The organism is Xenorhabdus hominickii (assembly GCF_002632725.1).
GTDB classification, from domain to species: domain Bacteria; phylum Pseudomonadota; class Gammaproteobacteria; order Enterobacterales; family Enterobacteriaceae; genus Xenorhabdus; species Xenorhabdus hominickii.
The window spans coordinates 170293-188702 of sequence record NZ_NJAI01000002.1 but is presented as its reverse complement, the minus strand read 5'-3'; the positions used below and the strand labels follow the sequence as shown (position 1 = coordinate 188702).

Sequence of the window (18410 nt, the reverse complement as noted above, 5' to 3'; positions counted from 1 at the left end):
AACCAACCGATTTGCCATTAGTTCAGAATCGGATGGTTCCTTGGTTGGGTAATTGATGGCGTCCCAGCATTTTCAACAATGCCAATTTTCCAGAACCATGTGACCAATTAACCCAACGACTAGGCTTGAGGTAAACGTCAATGAAAAATTATTGAGTAATCGCTTACCTAGCACAGCAAAGCTAATTTGTTGCAAGCTGAAAGTGGAAACAGGTGATGAAATGCTCTCAATCAAGCTTGATTACCTCTGGATGACGATTTAGACCAATACGCCATGAAATTAACTGTAGTGCGATCCAAATACCGTTCAAGGGTCAGATAATGGCGTAGTTTTTTTACCGTAGATGATTCTGCCGCTACCCATGCGTAAAAACTCTGTGCGCTATTTTCGTTATTTGCCCTCTCCCATAATCTTTCTTCAGGAGAAACCTCTTCAACCAGAGATTGCATCTGAGTCGTCGCTGAATCAGGGATCGTAGCATACTGACGTACAGCCTCTACCAATCGTTCACCATATGCATGTTTATCTCCCTCATCTCTAGGGAGCCAGAAAATATCAGCAAAAGTGAAATGTTCCACATTGATACAATCCTCCACTATCGGCACTTCGAAGAAAGCCTGTACATAAGGCGGATCATCATATTGCGCCAACTGTTCGAGAATGCCTAACGCTGCCGGTAAGGCAGCTTCATCGGCAATCAAAAGAGAGTGACATACTTGTGGAGAAGGCTTCCATTCACATCCATCAAAGCAATCTTGATGCTCCCCTTTTGGCGCAATCACTTGCAATGGATCTCCCACTTTAGCCTGCGATAACCAATTTGATACAGGGCTATTTTTACCATGCAGAACAAATTCCACGTCCATTTCCTGCTGTTCAACACGCAAGGCTCTGATCGTATAAGTTCTCATCAGCGGGCGCTGTTCTTTAGGGATAGCCATATAATCACGATACCAATCCCCTTCGCTATTTAACTTTAGTTCGATACTATTCGCGAGCGGTAAGAGTAATTTGATACGTTGATCCGGGGCATATCTCTGCATTTGATGTACTTCTGGCCCGTTGAAGACGCAACGTAATATCGAGGGTGATATCATAATCCGTTCTTTTAGAGACAAATCAAAAACGCCGTAAACTGAAGACATAGAAACTTCTCCCAAGAAGTTATTTATCATTGACGATTAACTTTCGCTGAAAATTCCATAACCCCACAGCGATGACGAAAAGCAAAGCGGCAAAAGCCAGCGATGGCAGGTACGGCCAATGCACTTAATCCATATCCCAGCGTATAGTTGGTAGAAATTAATCCCGCACTTTTATCTGTAAAAAGCGGCTCATTCAGTAAAAGTTGATAGCCGGGGGTCGCTATTGCCGAGACACTTAATAGGATTGCCACATGATGGCTGATAATCACAGTCTGTTTATCAAAGAAAAGAGGTAGATGAGGAGTCAGACAAAATTGTAACAAACCAACAGAAGCGGGCAGCCAACCAATGAAGATGCCCCAAAGTAGAGTCCCTATCAGAAATAACATAGAACCCAATGTCAGTAGTCCAACCGCGAAACCTGATAACGAACAATTTTTATCCGATTGGTTTGGGACAAATTGGCTCAAGGCAAAAAGGTAATATCGTTTCAGACTCATGTTGATTTTGTGTTACCAAAAAACAAGGACATGATTAATTAGTTATAGGCATAATACACAAAACACCACAAATGATAAATTAAATGATTATCATTTCTATAATTATTCTCAATAAGATTAATATACTAATACAGTACCTGAACAACTTGGTTATTCAAATATTAATCATTTAAAAACTGATATTGCAGCATAGTGTTCTGTTAATATCTTAATTCGAGAAATGCAAGATTGGATAATCTGTTCCGCTACAAATGACTTCCCTCCCCCCAACTATATATACCGAATGGATTTCAAGATGCAGCGCTTATGTCTTAGGAACAAATCCCAGTCAAAAACGCCAGAATGCTTTCGAGCACAAAATCAGTATTGGGTAAATTTCCAACCGTCCCAATAACATCGCGGCACACATCATCCATTTTGCCGTAGCATCAAGATTACCGAAACCTTGTGCCGTAGCGCCATATCCGATCCCCATGTTATTGATACACGCGGCAACGGTGGCAAATGACGTGACCAAATCATAACCAAGCAAATTCAACGCCCAGATAAAGAAACAACTGGCAAAAACATAGAGGAAAAAGAAGCCCCAGACAGAGTGCAATACTCTTTCCTGAACCACTGATTTACCAATTTTAATGGTTGAAATCGCATTAGGGTGAACAAGCTGGTTAATTTCACTGAAGCTCTGTTTTGCCAAGATCATGAAGCGAAGTGCCTTAATGCCGCCACACGTCGATCCCACACAGCCCCCAAAAAAACTGACAGCCAGCAGCATTAAGATCGTGTGAGGTGGCCATTGGGCATAATCAGAAGTCGCGAGTCCGTTGTCCGTCATCATAGAGCTGGTCATGAAAAAGCCATGAACAAAAGCATCCTTCACGCCATACATCCCTGAACGGTATAATTCCAGCCAGATAATGCAAATTACCGCTGTTAGTACCAACAAGAAGAATTGAAGCTCAGCGTTTTTTAACAGCGGTTTCAGGCTCCTGCGCGTCAGGACAATGAAGTAGAGTGTAAAGTTGACAGCCGACAATATCGAAAAAATGCCGCCCACCATCTCAATGGCGGAGCTGTCATAATAACCCAAACTTTCATTACGAGTCGAAAATCCCCCCAATGAGACCGTTGAAATACCATGACAAATAGCATCAAACCACGACATCCCGGCCCCCCAAAAACTGGCTGAACATAATCCACCCAGTAGCAAATAAACGACCCATAAACTTTTGGCGCTATCGGCAAGGCGCGGAGTCAGTCGCTCTTCTTTAAAGGGGCCGGGCATTTCTGATTGATAAAGTTTGGCACCACCAATGCCCAATAATGGCAGGATGGCTACAGCAAGGACGATGACGCCCAATCCACCAATGAAATTGAGCTGGGCACGATAATAGAGGACAGATTTAGGCAATACAGAGACATCATTCAACACCGTTGCCCCAGTCGTCGTGATGCCCGATACGCCTTCAAACATCGCATCCACCAAATTAATATTCAGACTCTTGTCGAGCACAAAAGGCAAGGCACTGAGCAACGAAAACAGCAGCCAGAAAAGCACAATGATAAGAAATCCATCTTGCGTATTGGGTTGCGCTTTAGTTTTGCGAGTAAAATACCAACCAATTCCTCCGGAAACTAACCCAATGATGAAGGTATCAAAAAAAGCAAAAATGCTTTTTTCCTTATAAAACAATGCCACAAAAATGGGTAGCAGCATTGAAAAACTGTAAAGAAGCACCAAAAAACTGCAAAGATGCCCAACAATCAGGAGTTGATTTTTTCTGACCATCTATTAGCTCAAACAGAGATTAAAGGAGTAATCATCAAAATATATAACTATCTTAATACAAAATGGAAATATATTTGTCTAATAAACAATATTATCGCCTTAAGGCATTCTCAAACTGGTGGGAATCATTTTAGAGCGTTATACTGACGGGCACTTTTTGTTAACGAATGATGAAGTTCCCATTGCAACATAACACCGTTATTTTACGCCAGTTAGGGATTCAGCCTTACGAGCCAGTTTCTGATGCCATGCACCAGTTCACTGAGCAACGTACAGCAGAAACACCTGATGAAATCTGGCTCGTCCAACATGAAAAAGTATTTACGCAAGGTCAGGCGGGTAAAGCCGAACATGTACTTGCTGCTGGTGATATCCCCGTGATCCAATCGGATCGAGGTGGTCAAGTCACTTATCATGGCCCTGGACAACAGGTCATGTATGTCTTAGTTGACTTGAAACGGTCAAAAATTGGGGTTCGTCAGTTGGTAACTTCAATCGAAAATACCGTGGTCGAAACTTTGGCTCATTTTGGTGTGGAAGCATATGCTCGTCCCGATGCTCCCGGAGTTTATGTTTCAGGCAACAAAATATGTTCCCTTGGTCTGCGTATCCGCAAAGGATGTTCTTTCCACGGTCTGGCACTAAATATTGCAATGGACTTACAACCATTTTTACGCATTAATCCATGTGGTTATGCGGGCATGCAAATGATCCAACTCAGTGATTTTGTTACTGGGGTAACTATTGATGATGTACAACCCGTTCTGGTGGAAAAATTCTGTCAGATCTTGGGATTTAAACTAATCGCTGAAAGATGATATAATTTTTTAACATTTTTCAAAAAAATTTGAATGGATTTATTGCCCCGATGTCACGGTCACAATCATCGGGTAGTAAGTCAAAATCTGAAGCATATAACTGGAACCGGCACGATTATGAGTAAACCAATTCAGATGGAACGTGGTGTCAAATACCGCGACGCAGACAAGATGGCTTTAATCCCTGTGAAGACAGTCGCCACAGAACGTGAAGCACTCTTGCGCAAACCTGAGTGGATGAAAATCAAACTTCCGGCTGATTCCAGCCGCATTCAGGGTATCAAAGCTGCAATGCGCAAAAATGGGCTGCATTCCGTCTGTGAAGAAGCCTCCTGCCCTAATCTTGCCGAGTGTTTTAACCACGGAACCGCCACCTTTATGATCCTTGGCGCCATCTGTACCCGTCGCTGCCCATTCTGTGATGTAGCACATGGCCGCCCGAATGCGCCTGATGCAAATGAGCCCGTCAAACTCGCGCAAACTATTCAAGATATGGCGCTACGTTACGTCGTTATTACGTCTGTTGACCGTGATGACCTGCGTGATGGTGGTGCACAACATTTTGCCGATTGTATCACCGCTATTCGTGAAAAAAGTCCATCAATTAAGATCGAGACTTTGGTTCCAGATTTCCGTGGTCGTATGGATCGTGCGTTGGAGATTCTGACTGCAACTCCGCCAGATGTATTCAACCACAATCTGGAGAACGTACCTCGGGTATATCGTCAGGTTCGTCCGGGTGCTAACTACGAATGGTCACTGAAACTCCTGGAAAAATTCAAGGAAGCTCACCCTGATATTCCAACCAAATCAGGTTTGATGGTAGGGTTGGGTGAAACCAACGAAGAAATTTTAGAAGTCATGCGGGATCTGCGTAGACATGGTGTTACCATGCTGACCCTTGGTCAATATTTACAACCAAGCCGCCACCACCTACCCGTTCAGCGTTATGTCAGCCCAGCCGAATTTGAAGAGATGAAAGAAGCTGCGTTAGAAATGGGCTTTACCCATGCCGCTTGCGGTCCGTTTGTTCGTTCTTCTTACCATGCTGATTTGCAAGCCAAAGGTATGGAAGTCAAATAACCTATTGCCACCATTATAATGAATACCATTCTTGCTGTATTTATCGGTGGTGGCTTAGGTAGCGTGTTACGCTGGTTTATCAGCCTCCGCCTAAATCACCCGCCTTCCCCGATTGCTGTTGGTACTCTGACGGCTAATTGTATTGGTGCATTTATTATTGGGTTAGGTCTGGCTTATTTCAATAAAGCGTCCCATCTTGATCCAGTTTGGAGGCTGCTGATTACCACGGGTTTCTGCGGAGGATTAACGACTTTCTCTACCTTTTCTGCCGAAGTGGTTTATCTATTACAGGCGGGAAAGATAGCTTGGGCACTGATCGGCATTCTGGCCAATGTGATAGGTTCGTTACTGATGATAGTCATTGCTTTTGCTGTTATGCACAAACTCTAATACGCCTCCAGATTACAAACTGATAAAATGAAAAAAACCCGTTACTAAGAACGGGTTTTCAAAATATGGGATTCGAAATTAGATTGCGACAACGTTCGCAGCAGATGGACCTTTAGCGCCCTCAGTAATTTCAAACTCGACTTTTTGGCCTTCGGCTAAAGTCTTGAATCCGTTAGACTGAATGGCGGAAAAGTGCACAAAAACATCTTTGCTACCATCTTCTGGAGTGATAAAACCGAATCCTTTGGATTCATTAAACCACTTAACGTTACCTTTAATTTTTGACATCAAACTTACCTTTAATAAAAAAGACACAAACTTAGCGTCGCATACAGTACACCAAATAATATAGTCCATTGTCTGCAACATAGATCACGAAATATATAACAAAATGTAAAAAATGCACGTTTTGTTTAATTTCATTGATTTATTTTATACGCCAATGATGATTTCACAAATAAAACAGCACCCCATTTTAGTTTTGTTTACTTTTCATCTTCTTGTTCTTTTCATGCTCCAGCAACCATGCTTTGATATCCAGTCCACCAGTATAGCCCACTAACTTGCCATCATGACCAATGACCCGATGACAAGGCACAATCAATGAAATGGGATTGCGTGAATTTGCCATACCAACCGCACGACAATAATTTACCGACCCTAACGTCAATGCCAGTTGTTTATAGCTCCACATTTCACCGTAGGGAATATTGCAAAGCTGCTGCCAGACGCGCTTCTGGAATTCAGTTCCCGGCATACTTAAGGGAACAGTAAACGTTAGTCGTTTCCCTTTGAAATATTCTTGTAATTCCTTTACACACTGCCGAGTAATTGCGCTTTTAGCTTCTAATGCTTTCTTTTCATTAACGAAATAGATGCTGGTCACGCCTTCATCATCCGCTGTGATATGTACATAAGGCTTAGGAAATCCTTCTGGGGCATTCAGGTAATGATGATACATAAACTACCTCCATTTAATTTATTATTAAAAATTTCTGTACTAGCCTAAATCTCTCTTTCATCAATTTGCAATGATGAATTCGGTTACACATCTGACAATTTAACAAAGAAACCATCACTTCTTCTGACAATTAAAATTATAGCTCTACCAATAAGATATAATGTCTTATTTTTAATAATATCTATTTAAAAATGCTTAAAACACTACATATATGCCGATTCATTAAAAATATAACTATATATAGATTTTATTTCATTTAATATTATCTCGATACAATACACATATGTTAATTTTTTATTATCTTTAACTAGCTATACCACTAAGAAATTTTACCAGAAGTGTTATTATTTATAGATAACTATGAGGTATACATTACACGATGGCCAGTTAATCAATAAGGTGAATAGCGTTGATATATCCAGTAATCACAAGCGTTAATAGCAAATAGTGGTGAGAATTATTCATCAATCGGATACCTATGATTATTGTTAATCCCCATCAAATTAACCATTTTTAAACACAGAGCCATAGCAAAGTAGCTTCATAGAAAGTACGTTCAAATAATGCAGATACTCAAGAATGTTAATATTTACTATCCAGTGGGTAAAATAGATTAAATTAAATGCTAAAATAGATGAATCCAATTAATATAAGTAATAATAAATCACGCTATATATCTCGTTATTATTATAGCAATTATAGAATAAAAAACACCTCTCTCACTCAAAATAGTTTTCTCTCACTTTAAGTAAATCCACACTATAAATTAGAAAAATTGATTATTATCTATTTTCTTATATTTAACGAATAGTTCAACAAGCAATCACTTTCATTAATTAATGATCATAGAAAAATCTATCTCGCAAATAATAAAAAAGCATTAAATTATAATAATAATCATTAAAATCAAATGATTACATCAAACTACTAATTAAATTAATCTTCTTTAAATCAATATCAATACCGCCATTTTCACTCAAAAAACCATACTATAAAATATCACTTTTTTATTAATCACTTTGAACATAGGTTGTTCACTTACTTCTATGTATTAGGGGCTATTTTGGAGAAATAGTATTGGAAATAACAGCATTGGAGTCATCAAAGACAATATATCAATCAATAAAAGGTAAATATTTATTGCGTGGCAATAAAACTTGAAGTTAAAAATCTTTATAAAATATTTGGCGTTCATCCTGAACTCGTATTTTAATTATTAGATGCTGGTCTCAGCAAAAGGTGTTGCTCGTCGTCGTCCAGGAGCTCTGCTCCATGTTGCAATCGGTTTTGATTCGTTTTCTGCGCTGAAAGTGCTGAATAATGAGGGCAGAAACCACGAGTACCTAATCGAAAAAGGTCAAACGTTTATTGGTGTTGTATTTGTCAATTCCCTGTAACAAGCTCTGGCTGAACAAAAATCGATAGTACCCAATACAAAGCAACAGGAGATGATACAAGATTCTATCGCAAGGGAACATATATCGAAAATTCACGCTATGCTGAAGGTTGGATCAACACATATCCAAAAACCGTAAATAGCAGGCTCAATGCTGCCAGAAAAGCTGTTCCACAAGACCCAACACCCCCTCGATCTAATACCTAATGAAATAGGTTCTTACCCCCTACTTACAGCCGTAAAAGCATTAAATAAATTTCATGGCTTATCACTCATCTTCCCTAAAATCGGCTAATCTCCTTGTTCTAGATAACTTTAATTAAATAATTTAGACTTTTCATATTTTCACTTTCTTCATATTTTGTTAATGTTATTTCACCTATTAATAAAAAATAAAACATCTCATGCCACTACCTGACAAATCTGCATCTGACATACCCATATCCGATGCATCAATGTCCGAATCCCCTTCACCAAACAAAACCTCTTCATTTAAAGACGGTATCGTTGATAGTCTCCCTATCATTATTGGCTATCTTCCTATCTCTTTTGCATTCGGACTAAGCGCAGTCAAACTCGGATTTACTCCTTTAGAAGCAATATTTTTCTCATGCGTTATCTATGCAGGAGCAAGTCAATTTGTCATTACCGCCCTGCTTAGCGCAGGCATGTCATTGTGGGTTTCAGCCCTAACCGTGCTCGCTATGGATATCCGCCATATCCTATATGGCCCAGCTTTGCGCTACCGCATCAAACAAAAATTATCTGAAAAGAAAACTGTGATTTGGGCTTTTGGCCTGACCGATGAAGTTTTTGCCGCAGCGACAACCAAACTTATTAAAGACCAACGTAGCTGGAGTGAAAACTGGATGGTCGCCATTGCTATGTGCTCTTGGCTCTCTTGGGTATTAGGTACGGTGGCGGGCACTATATTGGGTAACGGTTATCTGGATTCATATCCAGCCGTTGAAGCCGCAATGACATTTATGCTTCCAGCTCTCTTTTTAAGTTTCTTATTATCGTCTTTCAAAAAACAAAATAGCTACTGTGTCACCGCTTCCTTACTGGGGGCATTGATAGGCATCACATTTTTTTCAATACCTATCGCCATTCTTTCAGGAATTATGAGCGGCTGTTTGGCAGCACTTCTGCAAACTAAGATCACTCAGCTGAATAAAGTGACATCAAATGATTGATAATAAAATACTCATTATTGGCCTTGTTGTCGGAGCCGCCAATTTTTTATTCCGCTATCTTCCCTTGCGTTTGGGCGCTAATCGCTCTCCTGCCGGCAAAGCAGGAAATACGGGAGTCATACTGGACAGCATTGGTATCGCATCGATCTGCTCTCTGCTAATCGTCTCTGGCATTCCTGACGTGATGCAAGAACACAAGAAACTTTTTCCAACCCTGATCGGCTGCCTGACTATCTGTTTATTCTTCTATAAAACAAGAAGCATCAGCATTTCCACACTATCTGGTGCCACTGTTTTTGGAATAATATTCAAGGTATTTATGAATTAGGTATCAATATCAAAAGAAATATGATGATAATAAATAACTACAATTGCTAAATTTAACTTTTAATATAGTATTTGTATGGTTTTTAACAGAAGTTACTTTACCGGTTGAAACTAATAAGGTATCTAAACAATGGAAAGTTCATTCACTCCCACAGAAGAGTTACTTAATTGCCGTGTAGCACAGCAAAAAAGTCTGCCCTATCAAGAGATATTACTCACTCGCTTATCAATGCATGTTCAGAGTAAAATTCTGGAAAATCGCAATAACATGCTGAAAGCGCAAGGAATCAATGAGACCTTGTTTATGGCACTGATGATTCTGGATACCAAAGAAAGTCATAGCATTCAGCCATCAGAACTTAGCGCTGCATTGGGCTCTTCTCGTACAAACGCAACTCGAATTGCGGATGAATTAGAAAAGCAAGGTTGGATAGAAAGGAAGGAGAGCCACAACGATCGTCGCTGTCTCCATCTTCATCTAACAGATAAAGGTTCAAACTTCCTGAATAGTTTACTTCCACCACAGCATGAATGCCTGGTTAAACTTTGGTCTGCACTTGATATGGAGGAACAAAAACAGTTAGAGAAATTGATGAGAAAAATATTAAATCAGTTAGATAATATTGGGGATTGTTTGAATAAGTAATTTTCACGTTCCCGAATAATTTTTCATCAAGAAAACACGTTATGGCAACATGACCTAAAAAACTTTTCTGCTAGCCAGTATCATTTGATACTTCATATGGCTAACTATTATCCCCAGATAATATTTAAATCCATATCGTTCACCTTTCCAGTAGTGTACATACGCTACTGGAAAGGTGTTTATACCCCCTAGATTTCAATTTGCAGCACGGCAACAAAGGGAAAGCCCTAGGGAGTCTATCGCTAATTCCATAACGACTTGATTGAATTTATTGATGATTGGAGGTATTGGAGTGTGTAAGAAAAGTCCAAAACAACTGCTTGAAAAATGAAAGGGATATCTACAATAGATTGACCACACAGTAATAAACTAGAATAAACATGGAGATTCACTATGAACACTCGTGAGGATACGCAACCAGCCACAGTTAAAAATAGTGGTAATAAGAAACGACACCGCCGCAATATCATCATATTGTTGACGCTATTCTTCCTGATCATTGGTGCAATTTATGCTGTTTACTGGTTTCTCGTGTTGCATCACCAACAAGAAACCGACAACGCCTATGTCACTGGTAATCAGGTACAGATCATGTCTCAAGTTACGGGAAGTGCCATTACTGTCAATTTTGATGATACTGATTTTGTAAAAAGCGCTAGCGTACTGGTGCAACTCGATCCTCGTGATGCCGAATTAGCTTTGAAAAAAGCCGAAAACGAATTAGCCCATACGGTTCGATCTACTCATGAGAGCATGATCAACAGTACACAGTATCAAGCTACTATTGAGTTAAAAGAAATTGCTCTCAGAAAAGCACAAAACGATCTCAAAAGAAGGGAAATTCTCGGATCTAAGAACCTGATCGGTAAAGAAGAGTTACAGCATATGCGAGAAGCCACTTCTATGGCTCAAGCGGAGCTTAATTTCGCTATCGCTCAATACAAAAGCAATAAAGCTGCTATTTTAGATACTCCACTGGAAAAACAACCTGCCGTCGAAAAAGCAGCCGCTGGCGTCCGTGATACTTGGCTCGCGTTACAAAGAACTCAAATAGTCAGCCCTGTTGATGGCTATGTAGCACGCCGAGCTGTTCAAGTAGGCTCCCGCATCAACTCAGGAACACCGTTGATGGCTATCGTGCCTACCAACAATATGTGGATTGAGGCCAATTTCAAAGAAACTCAGCTTGCAAACATGCGTATCGGACAACCTGTCACAATCATTAGTGATTTCTATGGTAATGATGTTATCTATCGTGGCAAGGTCGCAGGTATTAATATGGGAACCGGTAGCGCCTTTTCTCTATTGCCAGCACAAAACGCCAGTGGTAACTGGATTAAGGTTGTGCAGCGTCTCCCTGTCCGTATTGAACTTGATCCTGAACAATTAAAACAGCATCCCCTGCGAATTGGGTTATCAACAAAAGTTATTGTGAATACCGCTAACACTGATGGAGCGTCACTGGCCACCACTGAGCGTTCTCTTCCTATCTATCATACTGATGCCCTGACGATAGATATGGCTCCTGCTAATAAAGTAGTTACTGATATCATTAACAGTAACTCAGGAAATTAATTTTAAGGAGAACTCATGATAACAAAGAAGCCACTTACAGGCACAAAGCTGGCAATACTGACCATTACACTTTCAATGGCAACTTTCATGCTGGTTCTCGATTCAACTATTGCCAATGTTGTCATACCAACGATCGCAGGTAATCTCGGTGCATCAAACACACAAGGGACGTGGGTTATCACCTCCTTTGGTGTTGCAAACGCAATTTCCATTCCAATTACGGGATGGCTGGCAAAGCGTATAGGAGAGGTAAAACTATTCCTTTGGTCGACCGCAATTTTTACACTTGCATCTTGGCTATGTGGTATTTCCAATAGCCTTGGTATGCTAATTTTATTCCGTGTTATCCAAGGACTGGCCGCAGGTCCCGTACTGCCACTGTGCCAAAGTCTGCTACTAAATAATTATCCGCCGGCTAAACGAAACATGGCATTGGCACTTTGGTCGGTAATGATTGTTGTTGCGCCTATTTGCGGGCCTATCTTGGGAGGGTATATTAGCGACAACTACCATTGGGGATGGATTTTCTTCATTAACATTCCTCTGGGTATCGCCATTATTTTTGTCATCATGCGGCTGTTACGTGGTCGAGAAACCCAAATAACCATCTCTCCCATTGATACTATCGGTTTATTTCTATTGGTTGTTGGCATTGGTTGTCTGCAAATTATGCTTGACCAAGGTAAAGAGCTTGATTGGTTTAACTCCACGGAAGTCATTATCCTTGCAATAATTGCCTTTATTGCGTTGATTTTTCTTATTATATGGGAGCTGATGGATGATCACCCTATTATCGATCTATCTCTCTTTAAAGAACGTAATTTTTGCATCGGTACACTAAGTATTAGCCTCTCCTTTATGCTGTATTTCGGTACGATTGTCTTATTGCCGCAGTTATTACAGGAAGTGTTCGGCTATACCGCGACGTGGGCTGGCTTTGCAGCCGCACCTATAGGATTGTTGCCATTACTTTTGTCCCCGGTTATTGGTAAGTTTGGGCATAAAATAGATATGCGCTATATCGTGACAGTCAGTTTCATCACTTATACTGCCTGCTTCTATTGGCGGGCATATACATTTGAGTCAGGCATGACTTTCGCTGACGTAGCCTGGCCTCAATTCGTTCAGGGTTTTGCCATGGCATGTTTTTTTATGCCACTGACAACCATCACATTATCAGGTCTATCACCAGACAAAATGGCTTCGGCTTCCAGCCTATCAAACTTTATCCGTATACTGTCAGGTTCAATCGGAACCTCCATGACAACCACGCTGTGGACACAGCGTGAAGCGATGCATCATGCTAATTTTTCAGAGTACATCAACCCATACGATCCTAATTACCAACAAATTCATCACCAACTGAGTCAGTTAGGCATGAATGATATGCAAATCTCAGCCTATCTGGCAAAACAGATCACCCACCAAGGATTAATCATCTCTGCCAATGAGATCTTTTGGCTATCAGCAGGTGTTTTCCTAATTTTGACATTACTGGTTTGGATGGCAAAACCACCATTTTCTGTCGGTGGTAAAGATCATGGAGAAGGACATTAACACTACTGAATATATCTATCTTAACGGGAGCAATTGTCATTTTCAGAAGACGATTGCACGAAATGTCAAAAGTCGTCTGCACTCGATTGCTAGAGCTATGTTAGCAATCATTCCATGTAGTTCTGCGCTTTGGTGCACATGAATACTGAGCATAATTGCGCTTAGTGCATATGATTTCTGACATTACTTTATCAAAAGTCATATGCACACTAGGCCCTAAACCTTATCAATTGGTGCAGTCGCCTTCTGAAAATGACAACAAGGTAACTTAACCCGCGTTTATAAATTCACAAACCTGCATTTACCCCTGATTTTCAACCCAGATTAACTGCAACCAGCCACTGCCTCAAACCCACAATACCTGCAAATGACCCTGCATTTATCCATGCCGACCCGCATTCCATTTTCACAAACCCACAATAAATGAAAATCTACAGGCAGAAGTCAGCTCCGGGATGATAAGGTATCCGGGATTATCAAAGAAAAACCGGGGATTAAATAAGCAGGCCTGTTGGTTAGTGGGATATGTCTATGGTTTATGCGAACTACTTTTTCAAAGTGATTTGTTTCATTGAAGACCATAGGCGTTCTTTATCGCCATCTTTTAAGTGAGTTTGGTCAAGTACTTTAGTAAAGGCCGTTTTGTCGGTAAATAGATCACCCTTTGTTAATCTCGTACTGACATCAGTAAGAATGTCGGTGTTTAAGACGCTAAGTTTTGATCTTACCTGTTCCAGTGGCTCAGGTTGCCAACCTTTTTCCGGTACAGATAGCCAGTCAGCACGGTAGCGATATTGAATCGCCTTGGCAGCATCCATCTGCGCTTGTATGAAGGGTTTTACCGACTCACCATCTAACCCCAACTTTTCTGCCTCGAGCACTGAGCTGGATAATACTTTGGCTTCCTGACGTAAATCTTCAATGGCAAGATGATTGTTCGCTTTGTATCCTGCTACATCCTTCATGTAAGACAAACGCTGATTAATCAATGAAGCCACCTCGTCGTTTTGTGTTGGCATCGCCATAGCGGTTGCAGAAAAAAATAATCCAGCCAAAAGCAGCAGTCTTCCAGACAGTTTAATATCCATTTAACTTCACCTCTTTTTAATTAGTTGATCCACATTTTTAATCAATACCTAATTCTATACTATATAGTTTTGTTATGAAATATTTCGTGCAGTTGACTACTTCAAATTACATATTTCAGTGCATACGAGTACTGAGCATAATTACGTTTAGTGCAACCGACTTCTGACATTATTTTATCGGAAGTCATATGCACACAGGGCTCTAAGCCCTATCAATTGGTGCAGTCGCCTTCTGAAAATGACATAATGGATCGATACTGCCAAAATCCGTTGTGCCCGCCGTTGCTACGATAGCGAAAGGAATGTTCCCTTCCTCAATGCACTGTTTGATACTGGCTTCCAACGCCTGAGCTGACATGCAGAATTTATGATCATAGGGAATCGTAATAACAGAGTCATAACCCAATCCCAGTATCGCAGCCGCTTTCTGAGTACTGAAATGGCTGACAGATGAAGTGAATACGCGTAATTTATAAAAATCAGCCGGCAAACCCTGCAATTGATTTTTATGCTCCGGGTTGCGTTGATGGCAAAACCAATCCCGTGCCAATAGCATGGCCATGAGATTTGATTGGGTTCCACCGCTGGTAAATATTCCATCTGCTTCTTTACCTAACCCTATCTTATCCAACGTCCAATCAAGAATTTTCTGTTCTATCAATGTCCCGCCAGCACTCTGATCCCATGTATCTACTGATGAATTGATAGCCCCAATGATGGTTTCCGCGATCACGGCTGGTAGCACAAGCGGACAATTAAGGTGAGCTACATATTTGGGATGATGAAAATAAACAGCATCCTTAATATAAAGGTGCTGTAATTCATCCAATGCAAGATCCCAAGAGTCTAATGGATTATCTAGATTTATACTTGAAAATAATGGCGATAGTTCATTGGGTAATACACCACTAAACGGTTTATCTGTTTTCTGTAATATTCCTTTTATCTTGACAATAACCTCGCTCGCATTTTCTAAATAACGATCAGCATTATCTCCATTAAATAAATACTGATAAAAATGACTGCTTTCTAAATGACCATTTCCCATTAAAGGTGTATTTTTCGCCAATGGTTCAGCAATAGTTTGAACTTCTTCAGGCATTATATATCCTTAACCTTTATATAAATTATCTTAGTTAATTGCTCTGCATTATTTTTAAATAATATTAAACATCTCCATCAACTACTAAAGATGACGAAATGTAATATAATCAATCCATGATGATTTTTTATTTTTGTAGTAAATAGATAAATTTAATTTGTGCTAATTATGCAGTAGATTCAAGAGGGCAATCGTGACAATTACCTACTTCTGGGAGCTTATTTCTTTGACAGCAACAACGGCGCTGTATGGTATTGTTTTTAAGAATCACTGTACGATAAAGCGGATTATCCCTACCATCAGGTAATGTCTGCTCAAAGAAAAGATTTTGGATTAATTCGTCATATTGCGCAGCATCCATTCTTTCCTTGAAATTATTTAAATACCAATGCATAACATAACCAATGTTATTCCATAGCAAACGCCCATTTATTCCACGATAAGATTCGATTTTCTCACATACGGGAATAATGTGTCGATCCAGCATAGAATGATAGCGTTCCAATAAAGATATTGATTCGTCCAACCACGTTAACTGATAATAAACAACATTTGGTCTGCCAGTTTCATGAAACTCTACTTGAAAAAGATTATAATCGGTATTAACCGCCTGAGGATATTCCAATAACATTAACATCATCGGTGGAACAATTAAACCAAAATACCATTGTGCCCATAAAGAATAAAGTCCTTTCTGATTTGGCTTCAGTTCTTTATGGCTATAATATGAATCTTGATAACGCTGCATTAATAATGAAAATTCTTTCTCATTAGACCATTGGTAAAATGTCATACTCTCTAACGGAACATTTTTTGAGTTTATTTTTACTGATGAACTAAAATGGCTAAATGCGCCATCAAATAAGTGCATGATATCATCAACAGATATTTCAGTTGTTAATTTCATGGAGTCATGATTATTTTTATTTGTCATTATGCACTCTCCTAGTATCGATTCTAAATCACAGATAGACCCATTATTCATTTGTTTTATATTTAGGAATAATCAATGGCTTGTTAGACTCGGGATCACGAATAATTCGGCATGCCAAGCCAAATACATCAGCAATATTCTGTACTGTTACAATTTCTTCCGGGATGCCTTCAGAATACACCTGCCCATTTTTCATCATGATTAAGCGCGAGGCATAACGCAGAGCTAAATTGATATCATGTAAAACCAACACCAGAGTTTTACCTTGCCGATGTAACTGCTGGCAGAGGTCAAGCACTTCAATCTGGTGGGAAATATCTAAATAGGTGGTCGGTTCATCCAACAGAATAATCGGAGTCTGTTGTGCCAATGTCATGGCGAACCATGCTCTCTGACGTTGACCTCCCGACAATTCACTCACCAACTTCTGGGATAAATCCCATAAATCCACCGCCTTCAACGCGTCATTAACCACATTTTCATCTTCCTCCGACCATTGGCGTAAAAAAGATTGATAAGGGTAACGCCCGCGGGAAACCAAATCATAGATTGTCAGTGCCTCAGTAACTGCTGCGCCTTGTGTCAACAAGGATAGTTCGCGGGCAACCACTTTAGGCTTATAACGATGAATATTGGTTTCATCCAGCAAAACCTCTCCACCTTTGGGCTGCATACTGCGACTGATAGCACGCAACAGTGTTGATTTTCCACATCCGTTAGGGCCAATAATGACAGTAAGTTCACCATCGTGGATAGCGAGGTTTACACCGTCAATAATTATTCTTTTACCGTATGCCAGTGAAAGATTATGAGCTTTCAGTCGTGAAGTGACCATTGGGGTATCAGCATCCGATGGCATTATCGTGTTCTCCTTAATTCGGCATACAGTAAATACATCAAATAAATTCCACCAACCACAGCTGTAATCACACCTACCGGCAAACGGGCTGAGGTGGGTAATATCAAAGTTATTAAGTCAGAAGCCAACATCAGCAGAGCGCCTACCAACGCCGTACAAAATAAGGCACTCCCCCTGTTTCTGACCAACCGACGTGCGATTTGCGGGGCAGACAAAGCAATGAACGCTACCGGCCCCACAACCAACACTGACATAGAGGCAAAAGTCACCGCCAATGATACACTGGCAATCTGAATAAACCGCACAGGTACACCAAGCGTACTAGCTATATCTTCCCCAAAATGTGTGTAGTTCAATTGCCTGCCCAGCCAGAACAAAACAGGAATGAAAATCGCCATTCCGCTGATCAACGCCACATTTTGCCAACTTTGACTAGCCAGGCTACCTCTTAGTAATGACCTCAACTGCAACGCCTGCTCAAGGCGAACATTTGAAATAGCAAAATCAACAAATGCCATACACAGCGCCGCAATTGCAATGCCCGAAATAATGATCTTGCTAGCTTGCATTTTGCCAATGCCCGCGCCATTTCCGAGATATACCAACAATACAGCAAAAATGGCTCCCAACAGTGCTCCCAATGGAACAGGCAATACCTCCGGCCAAACAACCATTGCGACCACAATCCCCACTGCCGCCCCACCGTTAACGCCGATAATATCTGGGCTACCAAGTGCATTGCGGGTCGTGAGCTGGAACAAACAACCAGAAAGTGCCAATGTCATGCCTGTACCAATTGCCACTAACGCTCTCGGTAAACGGATATTCATTAGGATGAATTCCTGATAAGGCGTTTCTATCTGTAAAAAAGGGTTATCCATTCCCTCTCTACCCAGTGATAAAGATAGGTAAAAAAGCAACGTCAGCAGTAGTAACATAGACAAGATTATCCTGCCCACCTGCCACGAAGGTGCGATCAAAACAGTATTTCCCAGCTTGAATGTTTTGGTTTTTGACTGCCCAGACGGATGAATCAATGTCATG

The 18410-nt window shown here is 40.5% G+C and carries 17 protein-coding genes and 3 pseudogenes; 9 read left to right on the top strand and 11 right to left on the bottom strand.

What is annotated here, in order from left to right; genetic code table 11:
* Nucleotides 1–31: 31 nt before the first annotated feature.
* From Xhom_RS36505 to Xhom_RS08110, 4 genes and pseudogenes are all read right to left on the bottom strand, one after another.
* Nucleotides 32–234, bottom strand: a pseudogene (locus tag Xhom_RS36505) (ATP-binding cassette domain-containing protein); the annotation flags it as partial.
* Entirely contained in the window at nucleotides 231–1145 is a 915-nt protein-coding gene (locus Xhom_RS08120; RefSeq protein ID WP_069316579.1) for a siderophore-interacting protein, read from the bottom strand. The gene Xhom_RS08120 and the pseudogene Xhom_RS36505, both read right to left, overlap by 4 nt.
* Before the next feature lie 26 nt (nucleotides 1146–1171).
* Nucleotides 1172–1645: a hypothetical protein gene (locus Xhom_RS08115; RefSeq protein WP_069316580.1), complete on the bottom strand. Its 474-nt coding sequence runs from the start codon at nucleotides 1643–1645 to the stop codon at nucleotides 1172–1174.
* Between the two features lie 328 nt (nucleotides 1646–1973).
* Nucleotides 1974–3434: a TrkH family potassium uptake protein gene (locus Xhom_RS08110; RefSeq protein ID WP_069316581.1), complete on the bottom strand. Its 1461-nt coding sequence runs from the start codon at nucleotides 3432–3434 to the stop codon at nucleotides 1974–1976.
* A gap of 170 nt (nucleotides 3435–3604) precedes the next feature.
* Between Xhom_RS08110 and lipB the strand changes: the two genes are divergently transcribed.
* The 3 genes from lipB (at nucleotide 3605) to crcB (ending at nucleotide 5725) form a co-directional block, all read left to right on the top strand.
* Nucleotides 3605–4252 (top strand): lipoyl(octanoyl) transferase LipB, encoded by a 648-nt coding sequence (lipB, locus tag Xhom_RS08105; RefSeq protein ID WP_418384922.1) that lies wholly within the window; start codon nucleotides 3605–3607, stop codon nucleotides 4250–4252.
* A gap of 117 nt (nucleotides 4253–4369) precedes the next feature.
* Nucleotides 4370–5335, top strand: a complete 966-nt coding sequence (gene lipA / locus Xhom_RS08100; RefSeq protein ID WP_069316582.1) for a lipoyl synthase — start codon at nucleotides 4370–4372, stop codon at nucleotides 5333–5335.
* 15 nt (nucleotides 5336–5350) lie between these two features.
* Complete coding sequence (gene crcB, locus Xhom_RS08095; RefSeq protein WP_069316583.1) at nucleotides 5351–5725, top strand: fluoride efflux transporter CrcB; 375 nt, start codon at nucleotides 5351–5353, stop codon at nucleotides 5723–5725.
* A 78-nt stretch (nucleotides 5726–5803) separates the two neighbouring features.
* Here the strand turns inward: crcB and cspE are convergent, their stop codons facing one another.
* A complete protein-coding gene (gene cspE / locus Xhom_RS08090; protein WP_045969514.1) occupies nucleotides 5804–6013 on the bottom strand; it encodes a transcription antiterminator/RNA stability regulator CspE in 210 nt (69 codons plus the stop codon).
* 187 nt (nucleotides 6014–6200) lie between these two features.
* A complete protein-coding gene (locus Xhom_RS08085; RefSeq protein ID WP_069316584.1) occupies nucleotides 6201–6686 on the bottom strand; it encodes a methylated-DNA--[protein]-cysteine S-methyltransferase in 486 nt (161 codons plus the stop codon).
* A 1229-nt stretch (nucleotides 6687–7915) separates the two neighbouring features.
* Here Xhom_RS08085 and Xhom_RS08080 point away from each other — a divergent pair.
* The 6 genes and pseudogenes from Xhom_RS08080 to emrB form a co-directional block, all read left to right on the top strand.
* Nucleotides 7916–8080 (top strand): annotated as a pseudogene (locus tag Xhom_RS08080) (glycine betaine/L-proline ABC transporter ATP-binding protein); the annotation flags it as partial.
* 457 nt (nucleotides 8081–8537) lie between these two features.
* Nucleotides 8538–9278, top strand: a complete 741-nt coding sequence (locus Xhom_RS08075) for an AzlC family ABC transporter permease (protein WP_069316585.1) — start codon at nucleotides 8538–8540, stop codon at nucleotides 9276–9278.
* The gene (gene ygaH / locus Xhom_RS08070; protein WP_069316586.1) at nucleotides 9271–9606 is read left to right on the top strand and encodes an L-valine transporter subunit YgaH; all 336 of its coding nucleotides are present in this window, start codon (nucleotides 9271–9273) and stop codon (nucleotides 9604–9606) included. Before Xhom_RS08075 ends, ygaH begins: the two co-directional genes overlap by 8 nt.
* A 129-nt stretch (nucleotides 9607–9735) precedes the next feature.
* On the top strand, nucleotides 9736–10251 hold the full coding sequence (gene mprA / locus Xhom_RS08065) for a transcriptional repressor MprA (protein WP_069316587.1): 516 nt from the start codon (nucleotides 9736–9738) through the stop codon (nucleotides 10249–10251).
* A 393-nt stretch (nucleotides 10252–10644) separates the two neighbouring features.
* Nucleotides 10645–11826, top strand: a complete 1182-nt coding sequence (emrA, locus tag Xhom_RS08060; protein ID WP_069316588.1) for a multidrug efflux MFS transporter periplasmic adaptor subunit EmrA — start codon at nucleotides 10645–10647, stop codon at nucleotides 11824–11826.
* A gap of 15 nt (nucleotides 11827–11841) precedes the next feature.
* Nucleotides 11842–13383, top strand: a complete 1542-nt coding sequence (gene emrB, locus Xhom_RS08055) for a multidrug efflux MFS transporter permease subunit EmrB (RefSeq protein WP_069316589.1) — start codon at nucleotides 11842–11844, stop codon at nucleotides 13381–13383.
* 545 nt (nucleotides 13384–13928) lie between these two features.
* Here the strand turns inward: emrB and Xhom_RS08045 are convergent.
* The 5 genes and pseudogenes from Xhom_RS08045 to Xhom_RS08025 all read right to left on the bottom strand — a co-directional run bounded on the left by Xhom_RS08045 (nucleotide 13929) and on the right by Xhom_RS08025 (nucleotide 18409).
* Nucleotides 13929–14471 carry a chorismate mutase gene (locus Xhom_RS08045; protein ID WP_069316590.1) on the bottom strand — a complete coding sequence of 181 codons (543 nt, stop codon included), beginning with the start codon at nucleotides 14469–14471 and terminating at the stop codon, nucleotides 13929–13931.
* A gap of 244 nt (nucleotides 14472–14715) precedes the next feature.
* Nucleotides 14716–15519: pseudogene (locus Xhom_RS08040) on the bottom strand (pyridoxal phosphate-dependent decarboxylase family protein); the annotation flags it as partial.
* 220 nt (nucleotides 15520–15739) lie between these two features.
* The gene (gene fhuF / locus Xhom_RS08035) at nucleotides 15740–16507 is read right to left on the bottom strand and encodes a siderophore-iron reductase FhuF (protein WP_069316591.1); all 768 of its coding nucleotides are present in this window, start codon (nucleotides 16505–16507) and stop codon (nucleotides 15740–15742) included.
* A gap of 43 nt (nucleotides 16508–16550) precedes the next feature.
* Nucleotides 16551–17366 carry an ABC transporter ATP-binding protein gene (locus Xhom_RS08030; protein WP_069316592.1) on the bottom strand — a complete coding sequence of 272 codons (816 nt, stop codon included), beginning with the start codon at nucleotides 17364–17366 and terminating at the stop codon, nucleotides 16551–16553.
* Nucleotides 17366–18409, bottom strand: coding sequence for a FecCD family ABC transporter permease (locus Xhom_RS08025; RefSeq protein WP_069316593.1), 1044 nt, complete (start codon nucleotides 18407–18409; stop codon nucleotides 17366–17368). The genes Xhom_RS08030 and Xhom_RS08025 overlap by 1 nt, the downstream gene beginning before the upstream one ends.
* Nucleotide 18410: the final 1 nt, after the last annotated feature.